At 60.9% G+C, this 17,281-nt stretch carries 15 protein-coding genes and 1 tRNA gene; 6 read left to right on the top strand and 10 right to left on the bottom strand.

Translation table 11 applies throughout. The features are described from left to right. The first annotated feature begins 45 nt into the window (after positions 1-45). Both ACTIGF_RS09570 and ACTIGF_RS09565 read left to right on the top strand, forming a co-directional pair. Positions 46-2,103 (top strand): prolyl oligopeptidase family serine peptidase, encoded by a 2,058-nt coding sequence (locus ACTIGF_RS09570; protein ID WP_439636677.1) that lies wholly within the window; start codon positions 46-48, stop codon positions 2,101-2,103. Beyond that, positions 2,103-2,741: a class I SAM-dependent DNA methyltransferase gene (locus ACTIGF_RS09565; RefSeq protein WP_439636676.1), complete on the top strand. Its 639-nt coding sequence runs from the start codon at positions 2,103-2,105 to the stop codon at positions 2,739-2,741. The genes ACTIGF_RS09570 and ACTIGF_RS09565 overlap by 1 nt, the downstream gene beginning before the upstream one ends. On the opposite strand, the gene ACTIGF_RS09560 is transcribed toward ACTIGF_RS09565, so the two are convergent. Beyond that, positions 2,732-3,361 (bottom strand): glutathione S-transferase family protein, encoded by a 630-nt coding sequence (locus tag ACTIGF_RS09560; protein WP_439636675.1) that lies wholly within the window; start codon positions 3,359-3,361, stop codon positions 2,732-2,734. The two genes, ACTIGF_RS09565 and ACTIGF_RS09560, sit on opposite strands and share 10 nt — an antisense overlap. Positions 3,362-3,386: 25 nt before the next feature. Beyond that, on the bottom strand, positions 3,387-3,512 hold the full coding sequence (locus ACTIGF_RS09555) for a hypothetical protein (RefSeq protein WP_439636674.1): 126 nt from the start codon (positions 3,510-3,512) through the stop codon (positions 3,387-3,389). Positions 3,513-3,887: 375 nt separating this feature from the next. Between ACTIGF_RS09555 and ACTIGF_RS09550 the strand changes: the two genes are divergently transcribed. After that, on the top strand, positions 3,888-4,841 hold the full coding sequence (locus tag ACTIGF_RS09550) for a hypothetical protein (RefSeq protein ID WP_439636673.1): 954 nt from the start codon (positions 3,888-3,890) through the stop codon (positions 4,839-4,841). Between the two features lie 71 nt (positions 4,842-4,912). Beyond that, a complete protein-coding gene (locus ACTIGF_RS09545; protein WP_439636672.1) occupies positions 4,913-5,701 on the top strand; it encodes a hypothetical protein in 789 nt (262 codons plus the stop codon). A 72-nt stretch (positions 5,702-5,773) separates the two neighbouring features. On the opposite strand, the gene ACTIGF_RS09540 is transcribed toward ACTIGF_RS09545, so the two are convergent. Then, on the bottom strand, positions 5,774-6,388 hold the full coding sequence (locus ACTIGF_RS09540; RefSeq protein WP_439636671.1) for an FMN-dependent NADH-azoreductase: 615 nt from the start codon (positions 6,386-6,388) through the stop codon (positions 5,774-5,776). Between the two features lie 111 nt (positions 6,389-6,499). Next, the gene (locus ACTIGF_RS09535; protein WP_439636670.1) at positions 6,500-7,942 is read right to left on the bottom strand and encodes a M20/M25/M40 family metallo-hydrolase; all 1,443 of its coding nucleotides are present in this window, start codon (positions 7,940-7,942) and stop codon (positions 6,500-6,502) included. Positions 7,943-8,049: 107 nt separating this feature from the next. Between ACTIGF_RS09535 and ACTIGF_RS09530 the strand changes: the two genes are divergently transcribed. Both ACTIGF_RS09530 and ACTIGF_RS09525 read left to right on the top strand, forming a co-directional pair. Next, on the top strand, positions 8,050-8,988 hold the full coding sequence (locus tag ACTIGF_RS09530) for an FkbM family methyltransferase (RefSeq protein WP_439636669.1): 939 nt from the start codon (positions 8,050-8,052) through the stop codon (positions 8,986-8,988). A 37-nt stretch (positions 8,989-9,025) separates the two neighbouring features. Continuing rightward, the gene (locus ACTIGF_RS09525) at positions 9,026-9,967 is read left to right on the top strand and encodes a pirin family protein (RefSeq protein ID WP_439636668.1); all 942 of its coding nucleotides are present in this window, start codon (positions 9,026-9,028) and stop codon (positions 9,965-9,967) included. A 68-nt stretch (positions 9,968-10,035) separates the two neighbouring features. On the opposite strand, the gene ACTIGF_RS09520 is transcribed toward ACTIGF_RS09525, so the two are convergent. The 6 genes from ACTIGF_RS09520 to ACTIGF_RS09495 form a co-directional block, all read right to left on the bottom strand. Then, on the bottom strand, positions 10,036-11,391 hold the full coding sequence (locus tag ACTIGF_RS09520; RefSeq protein WP_439636667.1) for a DEAD/DEAH box helicase: 1,356 nt from the start codon (positions 11,389-11,391) through the stop codon (positions 10,036-10,038). Between the two features lie 368 nt (positions 11,392-11,759). After that, positions 11,760-12,989, bottom strand: a complete 1,230-nt coding sequence (locus tag ACTIGF_RS09515; protein ID WP_439636666.1) for a class I SAM-dependent methyltransferase — start codon at positions 12,987-12,989, stop codon at positions 11,760-11,762. Between the two features lie 38 nt (positions 12,990-13,027). Then, positions 13,028-13,960: a UDP-glucuronic acid decarboxylase family protein gene (locus tag ACTIGF_RS09510; protein ID WP_439636665.1), complete on the bottom strand. Its 933-nt coding sequence runs from the start codon at positions 13,958-13,960 to the stop codon at positions 13,028-13,030. Next, the gene (locus tag ACTIGF_RS09505) at positions 13,957-16,086 is read right to left on the bottom strand and encodes a tetratricopeptide repeat protein (protein WP_439636664.1); all 2,130 of its coding nucleotides are present in this window, start codon (positions 16,084-16,086) and stop codon (positions 13,957-13,959) included. The genes ACTIGF_RS09510 and ACTIGF_RS09505 overlap by 4 nt, the downstream gene beginning before the upstream one ends. Positions 16,087-16,128: 42 nt before the next feature. Further along, the gene (locus ACTIGF_RS09500) at positions 16,129-16,905 is read right to left on the bottom strand and encodes a methyltransferase domain-containing protein (protein ID WP_439636663.1); all 777 of its coding nucleotides are present in this window, start codon (positions 16,903-16,905) and stop codon (positions 16,129-16,131) included. 160 nt (positions 16,906-17,065) lie between these two features. Next, positions 17,066-17,142 (bottom strand) — tRNA-Met (locus tag ACTIGF_RS09495). Positions 17,143-17,281 lie beyond the last annotated feature (139 nt).

Raw genomic sequence — 17,281 nt, 5'->3', positions numbered from 1 at the left:
GTTCAGCGCCTTACGTTGCCAGATCAGAGATTAGGAGCGTCCACGATGAACCGTCTACTCCTTGCTTCGCTGGCCTGCGCGCTGGCGACCCCCAGCGCTTTCGCGTCGACCCAAGCCGCGGGCGGCCCGTTGCAAGCCGCCGACATTTTCAGTCTGGAAATGGCGAGTGACCCGCAAATCAGCCCGAATGGACGATTTGTCGTCTATCAGCGTCGCTCCAACGACATCATGACCGACCAGACGCGGTCCGCGCTGTGGATTGCGCCCTATGACGGCGGCTCGAACCGTCCGCTGATCACCGGCGCCGGTGATTACTCCTCGCCGCGTTGGTCACCGAACTCAAACCAGCTTGTCTATATCGCCAATGAAGACGGGCAAAGCCTGCTCAAGACCGTGTGGGTGGATAGTGGACGCAGCGCCACCCTGGCACATCTGCCAGGCGGCGCCGGAAATCTGAGCTGGTCACCGGACGGACGCTGGATCGCCTTCACTATGTTCATGAGCGCGCCTGAGCCCCAGGTTGATATCGGCATGCCGGCTCAGCCGCGCGGCGCCGAATGGGCGGATCCGGCGCTGGTGGATGAAACCACACGCTATGAATTTGACGGCGCAGGCGAGCTGCCCTCAGGTTTCACACAAATTTTCGTCGCCCCCGCAGACGGCGGCGCTCCGCGACAGCTTACACAAGTGAGCGACGGCTCCATTTCAGGCGTCAGCTGGGGCCCGGATTCCCAAGCGCTGTATTACTCGCTCGGCGGACGGCAAGCGGATGGCTTTGATTTCCGCGAAGCCGACATCTACTCCATCGCGCTCGATGCGTCCGACCCGGTCCAGATCACCGATTATCCGGGCGGAGAATCCAGCCCGCGCATCTCACCGGACGGCGAAACGCTCGCCTATATCTCCACTCCGCGCGTTGAAACCTCACATGCGGATACGGATCTGAAAGTCGTCTCGCTCAATGGCGGCGAGCCTCGTGAGCTATTGTCTGATCTTGATCGTGGTATTGACCAGGCCGAATGGGATGAACGCGGACGCGGCCTTTGGGTTCGCTTTGATGATCGCGGCCATACCATTCTGGGCTATGCAGGTCTGAACGGCGGACTCGACCGTGTGCGTGACGATCTGGGCGGCACGACCTTTGGGCGGCCTTACACCTCGGGCATCTTCACCGTGTCCGACAATGACCGCTGGGCGGCGACGCTCGCCAGCGCCAGCGACCTCGCCAATGTAGGCGTCGGCACACGGCGCGGCCTCGCAAACCGTCTCACCGATGTGAACGCGGATGTGCTGGGCCTCCGCGACCTGGCCGAAGTGGAACGCTTCACCTGGGACAGCTCTGCGGACGGTCAGGAAATCGAAGGCTGGATCGCCTATCCGCCCGGCTTTGACCCCAGCCAGACCTACCCGATGATCCTTGAGATCCATGGCGGCCCGCACACCGCCTATGGCCCGCAATTCTCTGGCGAGGTCCAGCTCTACGCAGCGGCGGGCTATGTGGTGCTCTACACCAATCCGCGCGGCTCGACCTCCTATGGCGAAACCTTCGCCAATGAGATCGACAAGGCCTATCCCGGTCAGGATGTGGACGACCTGTTGTCCGGCGTTGATGCGCTGATCGCCCGCGGGTTCGTGGATGAAGACCGCCTGTTCGTCACCGGCGGTTCGGGCGGCGGCGTCCTGACCGCCCAGCTGATCGGCGTGACCGACCGCTTCGCTGCGGCCGCCGTGGGCAAACCGGTGATCAACTGGACCAGTTTCACCCTCGCCGCGGATATCGGCCCGAGCATCTACCGTTACTGGTTCGGCGTGACGCCCTGGGACGCGCCGGAGGAATACTGGCGCCGCAGCCCGCTCTCGCTGGTGGGCAATGTGGAGACGCCGGCCCTCGTCTTTGTGGGCGGCGAAGACCGCCGCACGCCGGTGTTTGAATCCGAACAATATTACAATGCCTTGCAGATCCGCGGGATCGACAGCCGCCTGGTGCGGATTCCCGGCGCCTATCACGGCATTGCGGACAGCCGGCCTTCGCGCCTGTTGCAAAAAGCCGGGCATGTCCTCGCCTGGTTCGAGCAATACGATCCGGCGAACGCTGAAGACTGATGACGGATCGCGAGTCAGAAGCGGAGGCGCGCGGCGCCTCCGCAATCGCGGACATTTATGAGCGCCATGCCGAACGGTTTGATGCTCGACGGCGGTATTCAGAAACATTTTTGGAAGCAGGCTGGATGGCCCGCTTTCTTGCATCTGCAAGATCGGGCGAGCGCATACTTGATCTGGGCTGCGGGTCGGGGTTCCCCATCGCCGCTCACCTGATCGAACACGGCCTGAAAGTTGAAGGCGTGGATATTGCGCCGGCCATGATCGCGCTCTGCCGCGAGCACTGGCCGGATCAGAGCTGGCGCGTCGGCGATATGAGGACGGTGGAGCTGACCGGCCCCTATGACGGCGCCCTCGCCTGGCATTCCAGTTTTCACCTGCCCGCAGACGATCAGGCGCGCCTGATTTCGCGCGTCAGCCCTGCACTGGCGCCCGGCGCGCCCTTCATGTTCACCAGTGGAGACGGCGATGGCGTCGCCTGGGGCGACATGTTCGGAGATCCACTGTTTCACGCCAGCCTCTCCCCCGAACGCTTTGAACGCGTACTCGAGGATGCCGGACTGGAAGTCATCGACCGCCGCTTCTGGGATGACACATGCGGCGGCGCCAGCGTGTGGCTAACGCGAAAACGTCAGACCTGAGCGCTGGGCCGCGCCTTGCAGGCGTCCCGCCATTTCGCCAGCGCTTCCAGCTCCTCGCCGGGGACCATCTTCACCCAGGCTGCAAATTCCACGAACACGAAGGCGGTGATGTCAGCGAAGCTGAAGGCGTCTCCCGCGAGCCAGGGTGTTTGGGCCAGTCGTGCATCGAGCGTTTTGAAAAACCGTTGGCCGCGCATCATGCCGCGTTCAGCGAGCTGCGGGATTTGCGGCACCGGCTCCGGCCCCGGAAGCGCCCGATCCTTCATGGATTTGGAGGTGTTGCGCAGCACTTCCATAACGCTGACCAGGCCTTCAAACTCGGCCCGAAACACCCATTCGGCCACCCGCGCCTGCTCGATCGGGCTCACCCCCAGAAGCGGCGGATCGGGATAGAGCGCTTCGAGATAGCGAACGATGGCCGCATTCTCACACAAGCTCTCGCCGTCATCCGTCACCAGCACCGGCACGGTGCAGCCGGGATTGACCGCCATGAAATCAGGGCTGAATTGCGCGCCGGACCGCAAATCCACCTCGATGGTCTCTACGTCTACGCGTTTTTCAGCGATGACCATTCTCGCCCTGCGCGGGCTGGGTGCGGTGGCGCAATCATAGAACTTCATGGACGGTTCTCCCGGTTTTCTGGCGTCACTTGGCGAACGCTTGCGGCCGAGTATCGGCCACGCCCAGACGCGCTTCAATCTGCACGCCCAGCGCCCGGGTCACAACTTCGCGAAGCCAGAGGCCCCAGAGCTGACTGTGAGTCGCCAGCACCGGAAGCGCCCGCGAATCTGAGCGCGAGCATGACACGGCTGTTTGGATGTTCAGCTCCGGTTCAGCCGCCAGGTTGTTCATCTATGTTAACGGCGCTGATGCGCCAAACCTGCTCATGGAGGCAAACAGAGTGAAGTGCGTCCCATAAAAGGACACATTTCGTCGCTTTTCCGCCTGGTTTTATTTGATTTCGCCCAACTTAAGCTCGATTGTCAGGACATGGTTAACTCTTGGGCGCTGTGAACAGACTTACTCAAAAGGGGCCGGACCATGCACGAACAATCCCTACGCGATACGATTGAGACCCAAGATCGGCCGATCACGAACAACCTCCTCGGCTTCAACCGGGGACGGTCGGAGGATTCGGACGAGGTCATGGATACTGAAATTGATCGCAAGACCCATCAGATCGTTGATCGACTGACGGATGCGTATTACCGCGCCTCGGCCTGTTTTGACGCCTATCTGCATTTTCGCCAGACCCGCGGACGGATGTTTGAAGAAGCGCTGCCGCGCGACAAATGGGTCAATCGCTCTGCGACCTATCCTGAAAGCCATATCATGCACTTCTCCATCCTGGCCGGGATGGTGCTCGTGGAAGGGCTGATCAACGCATACTTCTTCTCCAAAAGTTCGGATCTGGGCCTGTTGGGCGGCTGGATCCAGGCCATCACCGTGGCCTTCACCAATGTCATCACCGCCTTCTTCCTGATCGGGTTTCTGGGTTTGCGACTGCTGCAAAACCCTGACCGCCCCTTCTCCTTCGCCGCCGCCATCATCGGCACGCCCCTGGCATTGGGCTTCGTGGTCTTTCTCAACTACACCGCCGCGCTTTACCGCGATCTGCTGGAAATCAACGCCGCGACTCTGGCGCTTGGCGATCTGGCGGAACCGACCGGGGCGATCCTGGCGCCCGTGAGTTCAGCCATGGCCGGAACCGGCATCCAGACGCTGGAAGGGCTCTTGTTGTTTGGACTGGGCATCACCTTCGCCGCCATCGCCGCATTCAAGGGCGCAACCTTTGACGACCGCCTGATCGGCTATGGCACCGCCCAGCGCCGGGCGATCAACGCGGCGGCGCATTTGTCTGGCGTGCTCAAGCAATTGCCGCATACCCACCGCGAAAACACCGATAGCGCCGTCGAGATCGAAGAAAGCCTGAGCGGGCCGACGCGTCGTGAAGCGATCGCGCTCAAGCGCAAGATCGACAAGTTTTTCGCCGCCGACAATTCACGCTCGATCCAGCTCTATGAGCAGGCGGCGGACACCGACCTCACCGATCCGGTGGAGGCGAGCGGGTCGGACAAACCGCCTTTTCCGGGCCGATAACGTCTAGCCATATGCGGGCGGGCGCCCCATGATGCCCTTCGCTATCGGCTGGCAGAGGGGGCGTCAGACATATGCGCGGCAAGGATATCCTGGGTATCATCAATATTGTGATCGTGGCCGGTGTGCTGGGCGCGATCAGCTATGCCGCGCTGGTGCTGCAACCCCCTGAATATGATCCCAATACGCTATGCCTGAGCGGCGAACAGCCTGCCCATATGGCGCTGGTGATCGACAAGACGGACCTTTATTCTCCTGAACAGGCCGCCCGCATCGAGCAACTTGCGCTCGACAGCCGCGACCGGCTGGAGATCGGCGAGCGTCTGTCCCTGTACGAGCTGGATGCGCGCGGCGAGCTGATCAACACCAACAGTTTCTCGCTGTGCAATCCCGGCCGTGGCGACCAGATCAACCCGCTCTATCGCAATCCGGCCCGGGTCGAGGCGCGCTATCAGGCCTTGTTTGAAGGCCCGCTGCAAAGCGCCCTCGCCGATCTTGTGGAGCCCAAGGAAAGCCCGGCGAGCCCGATTATCGAGGCCTTGGCCGATCTGGCGCTGGAAGAGGGGTTTGACCCCGACACCCCGCGCCGCACGGTCATCCTTGTCTCCGACATGCTGCAGAATTCACGCCTGTTCAGCGTCTATGGCCGCGCCCGCTCTGATCTGGCGAACCGCCTGCCGCCGCCCGGCCGTGTCGCGGCGTTGATCGAGGATGAATATGGCGACGTGCTCGCTGGCGTCCGGATCGAGATTTACCTGATCGAACGTCGGGGCTGGAGCGCTGAGCAGCGCGATCTTCTACAGGCCTATTGGTCGGAGGTTTTCCGCCAGCTCGGTGTGAGGGATGATTGGCGGACGCTCTGAACGCCCGCCAATGCTCAACACCTCAGACTTGCTCTGATCTCATCGCGCTTAGCCGCCTTCGCGGCCTCGTCTTTATTCAGCCGCTTGCGCAGGCTGTACGTCCGCAGTGCGGGCCAGAGCGCGGATCGCCTCGCGATCGGTTTCCTCACGGAAATCCCAGCGCGAGCCGTCAATGACGCGAATATCAGTGATGCCGACAAAGTTCAGCACCTGACGCAGATACGGCGTCGCGAAATCCACGCCCGAATCCAGAGGCACCCCGCCTGACGCCACCACGATCCAGGCTGTTTTGCCGGTCAGCAGACCTTCAGGCCCGGCTTCGGAATAGCGGAAGGTTTCTCGCGCCCGCGCGATCTGGTCGATCCAGGCCTTCAGGCCAGCGGGAATGGAGAAATTGTAGATCGGCATGCCGATGACGATCTGGTCGGCGGCCTTGAGCTCACCCACCAACGCGTCCGATCCTTTGAGAATGTCGCGCTGTGCTTCGGTGCGCTCAGCCGGATCGGTGAAATTGGCGCCGACCCAGTCCGCATCCACTTGCGGCACTGGCGTCTCGGCGAGATCGCGAACGGTCACCGCACCGGACTCACCGGCCAGGGCCCGGGAAAGCAGCTGCGACAGTTCGCGGCTGACCGAGCCCTCGAGACGGGCGCTGGAATTGACCTGAAGAATAGTGGGCGCAGACATAATCACCTCCATCATGTGTTGCGGCGGCGCCGCCTGATGTGAGGAGATATGCCTACGCCCCGATCCCGCGTGTAGCCCAGCTTCTGGAAGCTCATTGCTTCCAGAACGGAATTACTGGCTCGCCTCGGCTTGCGGCGCCTGTGGGCGGAAGTCCGTCTCGCTGTTGGCCAGCAGCCAGACCATCATGGTCCAGGCGGCGACGTTCTGCGCCATTTCTTCAGGCACGATCTTGTCGAAGGTGTCGTTTGGCGTGTGGTGGAACTCGAAATAGTCCTCGCCGTTCTGCTCCAGCCGCACCATGGGCACGCCCATAAATTGCAACGGGATCATGTCAGGTCCGCCGCCGCCTGAATTGTCGCCGCGCACCAGCCCCAGGCTTTGCAGTTCGCGGTGAATGGCGTCGATTTCCGGCACGGCGTGCTCGCCCACATTGGACCGCAGGCGCCAGACTTCCCGAGCGCCGAAATCTGATTCTGACCCGATTATGTGATCGCCCACCGTACCGTCTTCCATGCGGGCGTTGGCGTAGGCGCGTGCGCCCACCAGGCCCACCTCCTCGGCGCCGAACAGCACCACACGGATGGTGCGGCGCGGACGATGTCCGCTTTCCGCGATCAGGCGCGCAGCGGCGGTGACGATGCCCACGCCTGCACCGTCGTCGAGGGCGCCTGTGGCGGTGTCCCAGCTATCCAGATGCGCGCCGATAATGATGATTTCGTCCGGCGCTTCAGACCCGGTGATCTCGGCGATGACATTGCCGCTCATCGCCTCGCCCCGCCAACCGGCATAAGTGCGCATATTGATCGAAACGGTTTCGCCCATCTCGTGCAGACGCTCGAGCTGGTCCGCATCCGGCGCTGAAACGGCCAGGGCCGGAATGTCAGGGCGGCGCCCGTCAGGGAAGCTCATCATGCCAGTGTGCGCAAAACGGTTGGTGCTGGTCCCCACAGAGCGGATCAGCACGCCGACTGCGCCGCGGTCTTCCGCCAGCACCCAGGCGTCGCGGCGCTTGCGATTGGCCCAGCCATACCCCTCGCCCGTGCGGCTGGCGACCATGCGGTCATTGACGAAGACCAGCTTGCCATCGAGCGCATCTTCGTCCGCGTCAGACGCCAGAAGCGCGTCATAGCTTTCAAAGAACACCACTTCCGCTTCCAGCCCGCCTTCAGGTGTCGCGCCGGCGCCGCCCAGAGAGATCGCATAGATCGGCTGTGGATACGGCATCGTGATCGCCACTTCCTCGTAGACGGAATGCCCGCGCGTCCACAGATCAAGCTCGAACGGCTCGACCCGAACGTTTTCAAACGCGAGCCCTTCAAGCATCTCGACCGCCCAGTCACGCGCCCGCGCTTCTTGCGGCGTGCCCGCCAGACGGGGACCGACTTCGGTGGTCAGCGACTCGGTGATCTCATAGGCCAGATCGCTCTCGAGCGCGGCCTGTCCCAGAGCCTGGGCGATCTCACGGTTATCTTGTCCCAGATCGAACGGCTCGGTCTGGGCATGCGCCAGGCCTGCCGTTGATACCAGGGCGGCGACCGCAAACGTGCGCAGCATGATGTCTCTCCTCCTCAGAATTGAGGTGACCATAAAGGCGCCCAGCGAAACTGGAAACCTGATCTCGTGGTAGGCGCTCGGCCTCATTTGCGTTTATAAGTCATGGCATGACCGAGACCGCTTCAAACTCCGACCAGGCTTTGCCTGACACCGACGAAATGCTGACGATTCCGCCCGCTCCGCCTGAAGTGAAGCGGAGCCAGGGCGGGCCTGTGTCTCATGAACCGCCCGCCCCCGGATATGGCGCGTATGCGCCAGGGTTTGTCAGCAAGATCGGGCTCGCCATCGGACGCGCCTTGCCGGCCTCACGCGCCGGCTTGCGGCTGGCCGGCGCCGCGCGCCCTCTGGCGCTCAGCGGCATGAAAGCGGGCGTGGCGGATGTTCAGGCGCTTGGCTTGAAGCTGCGGCTGCACCCCACCGACAATCTGTCGGAGAAGCGGCTTTTCATGACGCCGCAATGCTTTGACCCGGCTGAGCTCGAAGCGCTGCGCGGCGTGATGGGCCCTGGCAAGGCGTTCATGGATATTGGCGCCAACGCCGGCGCGTATGCACTTGTGGCGGCGCTGGCGGGCGGCGACAAATCGCGTGTCATCGCGGTCGAGCCCCAGCGCGAAATGCGCCGCAGGCTCAGCTTCAATGCACGCCAGAACGCCCTCGGCCAGATCGAGATGGCGGGCGTGGCCCTTGCTGACTATGAGGGCGAAGAGGTCATGCGCATGATCTCGGGCAATCATGGTCAGGCCCGTCTGGGCGGATCTGAAGGCGAAGCGGTGCGCGTCACCACCCTTCTGACCTTGATGGACGAACTCAAACTCACCAAGGCTCACGCCATGAAGGTGGATGTCGAGGGCGGGGAAGCCGCCATCCTGTCCCATTTCTTCGCGAAAGCCGACAAGACACGCTGGCCGGACTTGCTGATCCTGGAGCGCGCCGACATGGCCGATGGCCGCACGACGCCCGACGCCGCCGCACTGGCGCTGAGCAAAGGATATCGTATCCGTCAAAGCACCCGGATGAACGTCATCCTGGACCGGGACGTGCGCTAGCTTTCTGCGCTCTCCCACCCAGCCCAGAGGACACCTGATGAGCCAACTCGAACGCATTCTTGAAGGCAAGAGCAAGGATCTGGGCGGGTTCTGCGTCACGCGCATCCTGCCTGTCGCACAGCGCCGCCATGTGGGTCCCTTCGTGTTTTACGACCAGATGGGGCCGGCGCGTTTCAACCCCGGCGAAGGCATTAATGTACGGCCCCATCCGCATATCGGACTGGCGACGGTCACCTATCTCTTTGACGGCGAGATGGACCATCGCGACTGTCTGGGCGTGCATCAGACCATCTATCCCGGTGATGTGAACTGGATGACGGCCGGCAAGGGCGTCACCCATTCAGAGCGCACGGGCGATGAAGCCCGCGCCAAGGGCATGTTCATGCACGGCATTCAGGTCTGGGTCGCCCTGCCTGAAGACTGTCAGGAGATCGAGCCCGAGTTTCATCATCATGGCGCAGAGGATCTGCCCGCGTTCGAGATCGGCGGCGCACACTTCCGACTGATCCTGGGAAGCGCCTACGGTCAGACATCGCCGGTGAAGGTCCACTCGCCCATCGTCTACGCCCATATCGAAGCGAAAGCGGGCGCGACATTTGACCTGCCTCAAGGCCATGAAGAGCTGGCGCTGCATGTGGTCTCAGGCCGCGTTGAAACTGCGGGCGAGCCCGTTTCCGGCGGCCATATGGCGATTTTCACACCTGGCCAGATTCAAGCGCGCGTCAGCGTGACGGAAGACTCCCGTCTGATGCTGCTCGGCGGCCAGCCCCTGGGTCAGCGCTATATGGAATGGAACTTCGTCTCCACCAGCAAAGAGCGGATCGAACAAGCCAAAACCGATTGGCGCGCCTCGATCGCCGCTGGCTTCAAGGACACGCCCTTCCGCATGCCGGTCGAGGAAAACGAATACATCCCCCTGCCCGGCGATCCCGAACCGGGCGAACCGCCCGCCTGCACGGAAGAAAACCCGACGAGCTGAGGCGCAGCCAAACGCAAAACGGGCGCGGTTTGAAAAACCGCGCCCGTTCTCGTGTCTCGTCGTGCGCCTTATTCGGCGGCTGTGGCGCTCGGGCCGCGGCGTTGACCTCCACCCGCGCCTCGGCGATGACGCTGAGGCTTGCCGCCGCCGCGTGCGCCCTCACCGCCCTGACGCGGCTTGCCGGAAGCGCCCCCGCGCTTTTGACCGGACGGCGCGCCATCACCCTGGCCTTGGCCCTGACCGCGGCGACCACCCCGGCGTCGGCTCTTGGACTTGGCGGCCTCGCCCTTGGGCATTGGCGGCGCATCGTTGAGGCCGGCGATAGGCACGCCCATGGTCTTCTCAATATCCTTGAGCATCACGCGCTCGTCCGGCGCGCACAAAGCGACAGCCCGGCCGGTCGCGCCAGCGCGCGCGGTGCGGCCGATGCGGTGGACATAATTCTCGGCCACATTGGGCAGCTCGTAATTGACCACCAGATCAACGCCGTCCACATCAATGCCGCGGGCCGCGATATCGGTCGCCACCAGCACGGGGGACTCGCCTGATTTGAACGCATCGAGCGCACGGGTGCGCTGGTTCTGGCTCTTGTCGCCATGGATGGCGTTGGCCTTGTGGCCGTATTTCACCAGACGCTTCGCCACCCGGTCCGCGCCATGCTTGGTGCGGGTGAAGATGATCGTGCGCTTGCCGGCTTCCGGCGCCATCAGATCAATCAGCGCTTCGGGTTTGTCGGCCGCTTCGGTGTAAAGCACCTTCTGGTCGATCCGCTCCACCGGTTTGGAGGGCGGGGTCACCGCCACCGTTTCCGGATTGGACAGGAAGTCGTCCGCCAGCTGGCGGATCGCCGGCACCATAGTGGCGGAGAACATCAGCGTCTGACGCTCTTTGCCGACCAGGCGCAGCAGTTTGCGGATCGCGGGGATGAAGCCGAGATCCAGCATCTGATCCGCTTCGTCCAGCACCACAAAGCTTGTGAGATCGAGACGGGCCTTGCGCTCGCCCAGATGGTCCAGAAGACGTCCCGGCGTCGCCACCAGAATGTCGACCCCGCGCGCCAGCACCCGGATTTGCGGGCCGGCTTTGACGCCGCCAAAGATCACGGCGCTCGTCAGACGCGTGTGCGCGGTATAAGCGCGAACCTGCTCTTCAATCTGGGCGGCCAGCTCTCGCGTCGGCGCCAGGATCAGGGCGCGGCAGGATCGGCCCGGCGCCTGTTTGTTTTCCGCCAGCAATTGATGGATCAGCGGCAGCACGAAGGCGGCGGTCTTGCCGGTGCCGGTTTGCGCCAGACCGATCAGGTCACGGCCAGCGAGCACCTGGGGGATGGCGCGCGCCTGGATGGGGGTGGGCGTTTCATAGCCCTGTTCGGCGATCGCCGAGAGAATGGAGTCGTTCAGACCAAGATCTGTAAATCGGGTCAAAGATAACCTCTTAGCAGCGCTCACGGACGATCTCCGGGCGCTATTTCGTTCAAAAATATAGACAACTGGATCGTTCAGCCGCCGTTCTGGGACGAATATCGCCCCCGCCCGGACCTCATAACGGGAGTGCTCTCACTCCGGCTGATCCGTCGCCGCGCAACCAGCCTCATGCTGGGCGCGTGCTTCGCGTGCCGCCTCTGTGCGCTGAATTGCCCGATAACGCAAGCGATCATTTCGCAAGCGCACCTCTCTGTTGAGCTCTAGCCGACGACAAAACGCCACGAGATAAATCTTGGGGCGCTTCGAATTTGCTCTGAACTGACAACGGCATTTGGATTGCGAGGGTGGGACCAGGCAGAAGCGGCCCTTCAGCGATAGGGGTGCGGGTCCGTGTGAAAACTCACCAGCCCCCCATTATGCTCGATAAGGAGCTGGCCTGCCTCGATACCCTTGCGCTCAATTTCATGAGCGATGTCCTTGGCCCGCCACTGGGTCGGAATAATGATCACATCCACTGGCGCTTGTTTGAGCACGTCAGGCGCCTGGATTTCCTGTCCAAGGCCCGGAACGAAAGTCCCGACCTTGGCCGGATCAGAATCCACCACGATCGGAAAACGATCCGGATCCACGCCGAACTGATGCATGAACGCCGCCGCCTTTCCAGTACCGCCCCAAATCGCCACCCGTTTCCTGCCCTCGTGAAGGCTTGAGAGCGTGTCGGAAATTGTCTGGCGAGAGACATCAACCGTGTCAAAGAACGCCCCGGCCGAAGCCGCTTGCTCAAGCGCCGCCTCTGGAACGCCCAGCTTGACGAGAGCGAAGACCACCTCGCCGTTATAGCCTTGCTCCAGCGTGATCACGTCTCCTGCCCGCTCCATGAGCGCGCGGAAGGAGCGCGTCGTAAAGTGCGACATGTGCTCATAGAAGAAATCCGCCAGACGCAGGGTCTCTGGAACACGATCAATACAGGGGGTCTCGGCGAACAGGTAGCAGGTCTTGCCCGCCCGGCTCGCCGCCCAGGCCAGCTCTTCCAGCAGTGAGGCGGGATCGGTGAGATGCTCCAGCACATGGCGAATGGTGATCGCATCGGGCTTGAACGCATCAAAATCATCAAGCGCATTGAAATAGCGGGCGTGAAACTCCACACCTTTGCCGCTTTCCGGGGTGGTGTTGGGATCAAAGCCGATAAACCGACCCGCACCAGAGCGTCCTTCTGCCAGCCCCCTGACGAAATGCCCCTCTCCGCAGCCAATGTCGATCACCGTCGGTGAAGCGTCCAGGCGGTCCAGGATCAGATCACGCGTTTGCGCCAGATGCCCCTTCCACAAACCGCCCGTATTGAACATCCGGTTGGCGTTGTTGGTGTAGGGCACATCATCGTATGTGAAAGAGCGGTTCCAGACATGTGTGCACTTCGGGCACTGAACGAAATCCTGCGGCAAGCCGGGCATGGCTTTCGCCGCCGCTTCACTGTCCGGCCATCCCAGCGTGGCAAGGGGGTGTCGCCCGGCATCCAGGAATTTCACGGCCACGCCATGATGACAGACCGGGCAGAGCGTCGCCACGAACTGGGCTGATTGGGCTTTGTTGGAGGACATGTCCGTCACCTTGTCGCCAGCAGGGAAACCGGCCTGAATTACAGCAGTGTTTTGAAGTAAGCGATTGTTTCTCGTAAGCCGTCCTTCAGTTCAACCTGAGGCGACCAGTCCAGCAGCTTGCGCGCCAGGGAAATGTCAGGTTGACGCCGGACGGGATCGTCGAAAGGCAGCGGATTGTAGACCAGCTCGCTTTTTGATCCGGTCAGCTCCAGCACGGTTTCAGCCAGTTCAAGGATCGTGCATTCCACGGGATTGCCCAAATTCACAGGCCCCACCGCATCATTCTGGTCCATCGTGCGCACCATGCCTTCAATCAGGTCATCGACATAGCAGAAGGAGCGGGTCTGGCTTCCGTCACCATAGATTGTCAGCGGCTCGCCGCGCAGGGCTTGCAAGATGAAATTGCCGACCGCGCGACCATCATGCATCTGCAATCGCGGACCGTAGGTGTTGAAGATGCGAATGATGCGTATATCGACTGCTGACTGGCGGTGATAATCAAAAAACAGGGTCTCCGCGCACCGTTTGCCTTCATCATAGCAGGCGCGAACGCCAATCGGATTGACGTGTCCCCAATAGTCTTCGCGCTGCGGATGTTGACGCGGATCGCCATACACTTCGCTGGTGGAAGCCTGAAGCACCCGCGCCTGTTGCCGCTTTGCAAGGCCGAGCATGTTGATCGCCCCCATCACCGAGGTCTTGGTCGTTCCCACCGGATCGGTCTGGTAATGAACAGGACTGGCCGCACAGGCGAGATTATAGATCTGGTCCACCTGCACATAGAGAGGCAGCATCACGTCATGGCGCATCAGTTCAAAACTGGGATGCCCCAGCAAATGGCGGATATTGTCCCGATTGCCCGTGTAGAAATTGTCCACACACAAGACATCATTACCGGCTGCGATCAGCCTGTCGCATAGATGCGAGCCTAGAAATCCTGCTCCACCGGTCACAAGCACGGTTGGTTTCAAGACACACCTTCTCTCAGATCACTGGACAGTGTTGCGTCACTGCCGCGCCAGCGTGTTGGCAATAGTTTTCCAGCCCGTCGCGCATCAAGGGCCGCCTGGACGAACTGGTCAAACTCCTCGATGGCCAGATCGTCCTCAATCAAATGAGCGCCGGCAGCCTCTTTCAGCTGCGCCGACAATGTCGCTCGACGCCCTTCGTCCTGAGCCAGGCTGATTGCAAGTGGAGCATACTCATCAAGAGACGAGGCGATCGGAGGATTCTCGATTCCCATCTGGGCATACGCGCCAGCCACAATACGCCCGCGCATGAAATCTCCCGGCCAGGTCACGATAGGGACTCCCATGGACATGGCTTCGTACAGCGTGTTTCCAGAGCCGAAATGTATCGGATCCAGCAGCACATCCATACTCTGCATCAGCGCCAGGAAAGCCTCTTGAGGTTGATGCGGTAGAAACACGCATTTCTCCAGCAAGGAGGGGGCGGATTGCGCCCATCGCGCTTTCAGGGCTCGCACCCAACTCGGCACCCGCCCCTCTAACAGTACGATATGTCCCTCAGGGTCCTGATCCACGATCGCGCTCAGCACTGCATCAAAATCAGGATGGAACTTGAACAAGGTCTGCGGGCAACCATACAGGCGTCCGGATGCCGGCAGCCCCAGGGCGACGCGATCCAGATCCGCAGGCCGCAAGGTTTTCGCCTGATAATAACAGGGGAGCCGCTCAAAGCAGATCAAACGTTCCGAGTAATGCGCTTGCGCATCGGAAGCCTCGATACTGTCTGCTGACAGATAATAGTCGAGCGTATCTATACCCGTGGTGTCCGGATGTCCCCAGCTCACCATCTGAATCGGCGCCAGCCGTGCGAAGGCCAGACTATAGGTATCTGGACTCATGCCGATATCTGGATAGAAAAGGATATCAAGTTCCAGATCCGCTATCTGAGTGTGCTGCTGGACAAGCTCAGAGCGCAAAGTGACGACACGCGCCGCCTGCCCCGCGAAGCGACGGGACATGTCATCGGGCTTGGAGCTCTGCAGCCGGATCAATGTGATCTCATAGCGTTCTGGGTCGAGCTTTTCGATATAGCCGCCGAACAGCTTGCCAATGGTGTGATTGGACAGGAACTCCGAACACACGCCCAGCCGGATCTTCTCAGCCGGGCCCGCCCAGTTGCGCACATGCGGCGCTTCAAAGTTCAGGCCCGGGCAGCTGGAGCGCAAGGTCGCAGCGATTTCGGACTTGATCGGCGCATCGTTCTCAGCGTGATACGCGAGGAAATAGGGTTCGTCAGACAGGCGCCGAGGCACTTGGTCCAAAGAAGCCTCGAGCGATGTGAGCACGCCGAGCGCCTTATGAACGCCCGCCCGGCTTTGCGCTATCATGGCCTTTGAGGTCATGATCGGATTCAGTCGCAAGCATGTCGCGAGCTGGCTCTCCAGATGAGTCGGATCTGAGGCTATCGCCTTCTGATACACTTGATCCGCCTCGTCATACCGGCCCAGTCGCACCAACATGTCGCCCAGGTCGCACAGATATCCAGCATTCTCGGGGTGGCGCTCACTCAATGTCTGAACGGCCCAAAGCGCCCGCTCCTCGTTGGAGCATTTCAGCGCCGTGAGTTTCAGAAGACGCAGGGCTTCATCATAGTCCGGTCGAAGCTCGAGCGCTTTTTCCAACGCGTCCATAGCTCCGGCGTGGTCCAGATTTTTATTCTGGCATATAGCGAGATTATACCAAGTGCGTGGGTGAGCATCACGCAGCCCCAAGGCCTGGCGCAGAGCCTTGGCCGCCAGGTCATAGCGTTGGATCCGCGCGCACTGCTCAGCGATGACCTGGGCGACGGCGAAACTTCCAGAATGACTGGCCAGCATGGCCTCGGCGAAGACTGCGGCTTCAAGTGGATTGGCGCTCTGGACAAGCGAAGCGAGTTGCGCTGCGGCATGCCGTTCAGTGTCATTCAGCTGCGCACTGAACGGCGTCTCCATGATGTGTTTGAGCCCCGCCCTCGCCCGTGCATTTTGCGGGTAGCTGGACAAAATCGCCTCGAACTGGGCTTCGGCCTCTTCAAATCGGCCGGATTTCAACGCTTTTTCCGCGGCCCTCAGCGCTCTGGCTACCGACACGCCCATTCTCCGCCTTGAAAGATTTGATGCGATTTCATGATGTTATCGCATTGCAGACCAGCCAGCAGAGACCAGCGATGAGACATCATCGTCAAAATAATAGCCCTGCATGGGAGGCTTGAAGCTGGCGTTGATCTCGGGTTTTTTCATTACGGCGTAGAGCAGAGAATTCTCACCGAGCGCCTGTTTCTTGTACATTGCGATGATGGCTTCCCGGCTCTGCAGCTGAACCAGCTTGAGCGGTTTGAGTTCGGCGTAGATCAAGGCCAGGACCTGGTAAGCGTTCGCTTTAGCCAAATCCCAGAAGAAGGTAGGCTGGAAGTTATAGAACCCATGGTCCACATACCCGGTAAACGGCAGCCCATGGACCATCAGTCCGCCGGGCTTTGTATGTTTGTGGATGCTCGTGAAAACCTGCGCCTGATTGAATACATGTTCGGCCGTGCCCAGATTGAGCACCATGTCGAACTTGTCCTTGAGCTTGAGCGGCTTGTTCAAATCCTGTTTCAAGGCGATCTCGGTGCCGTGAAAATCAATGGCGCTATAATTGGAATATTGCAGGAAGGTGGACCAGAAGACCTTGGCCTGCTCCCACCCCGCCTGCTTTGCTGAGGGGCGCAGGGTTGCTCCAAGCCGTTCATTCAGGCTCGCTCTTTGGGTTTCAGCGGCGTATTTTTGAATGTCGCCCTTCAGGCGGTTGATATCCACATCGCCATACCAGTTGGACTCGCCAAGCTCGAGCACGCTGCCTTGCAAAGGCAGCACTTGCTTGTCCCTGAACTCTTTGAACAAGGCGTATTCTATCGCCGTAATCGCCATAAACACCTTCCCCGAACTCACAACTCCGCATAGGAGGCATCCAACCTACTCGACGAACCCTTGGCTTTTAAGGGGCAAGGTGCTGCTGGAGCGGGAAAATTCAAAATTGACAGTAGATAAGCAAAAATCCCCGGCCAAATGGCGCGGGGCTTTTTAATTTTGGGTGCGGGGGTAGGATTTGAACCTACGACCTTCAGGTTATGAGCCTGACGAGCTACCGGGCTGCTCCACCCCGCATCAGGGCTGCAACACTTTTGTTTTAACAACAAATTGGCTGCAGAAGCAAACGTCGTTCTGAGTAACGGCGTCGGTCTCATTTAACACTGCAAAGGAGAATGTAATTGCATCGTGTCTAGCGGACCGGGCGGCGACCTAC

This window comes from Oceanicaulis sp., assembly GCF_051859625.1.
Classification (GTDB): domain Bacteria; phylum Pseudomonadota; class Alphaproteobacteria; order Caulobacterales; family Maricaulaceae; genus Oceanicaulis.
This window is presented reverse-complemented; position numbering and strand designations above follow the sequence as displayed.

Excerpts from the sequence above, each read along its gene's own strand:
- ACTIGF_RS09570 (WP_439636677.1), top strand. The coding sequence starts at position 46 with ATGAACCGTCTACTCCTTGCTTCGCTGGCCTGCGCGCTGGCGACCCCC.
- ACTIGF_RS09565 (WP_439636676.1), top strand. The coding sequence starts at position 2,103 with ATGACGGATCGCGAGTCAGAAGCGGAGGCGCGCGGCGCCTCCGCAATC.
- ACTIGF_RS09560 (WP_439636675.1), bottom strand. The coding sequence starts at position 3,361 with ATGAAGTTCTATGATTGCGCCACCGCACCCAGCCCGCGCAGGGCGAGA.
- ACTIGF_RS09550 (WP_439636673.1), top strand. The coding sequence starts at position 3,888 with ATGGATACTGAAATTGATCGCAAGACCCATCAGATCGTTGATCGACTG.
- ACTIGF_RS09545 (WP_439636672.1), top strand. The coding sequence starts at position 4,913 with ATGCGCGGCAAGGATATCCTGGGTATCATCAATATTGTGATCGTGGCC.
- ACTIGF_RS09540 (WP_439636671.1), bottom strand. The coding sequence starts at position 6,388 with ATGTCTGCGCCCACTATTCTTCAGGTCAATTCCAGCGCCCGTCTCGAG.
- ACTIGF_RS09535 (WP_439636670.1), bottom strand. The coding sequence starts at position 7,942 with ATGCTGCGCACGTTTGCGGTCGCCGCCCTGGTATCAACGGCAGGCCTG.
- ACTIGF_RS09530 (WP_439636669.1), top strand. The coding sequence starts at position 8,050 with ATGACCGAGACCGCTTCAAACTCCGACCAGGCTTTGCCTGACACCGAC.
- ACTIGF_RS09525 (WP_439636668.1), top strand. The coding sequence starts at position 9,026 with ATGAGCCAACTCGAACGCATTCTTGAAGGCAAGAGCAAGGATCTGGGC.
- ACTIGF_RS09515 (WP_439636666.1), bottom strand. The coding sequence starts at position 12,989 with ATGTCCTCCAACAAAGCCCAATCAGCCCAGTTCGTGGCGACGCTCTGC.
- ACTIGF_RS09500 (WP_439636663.1), bottom strand. The coding sequence starts at position 16,905 with ATGGCGATTACGGCGATAGAATACGCCTTGTTCAAAGAGTTCAGGGAC.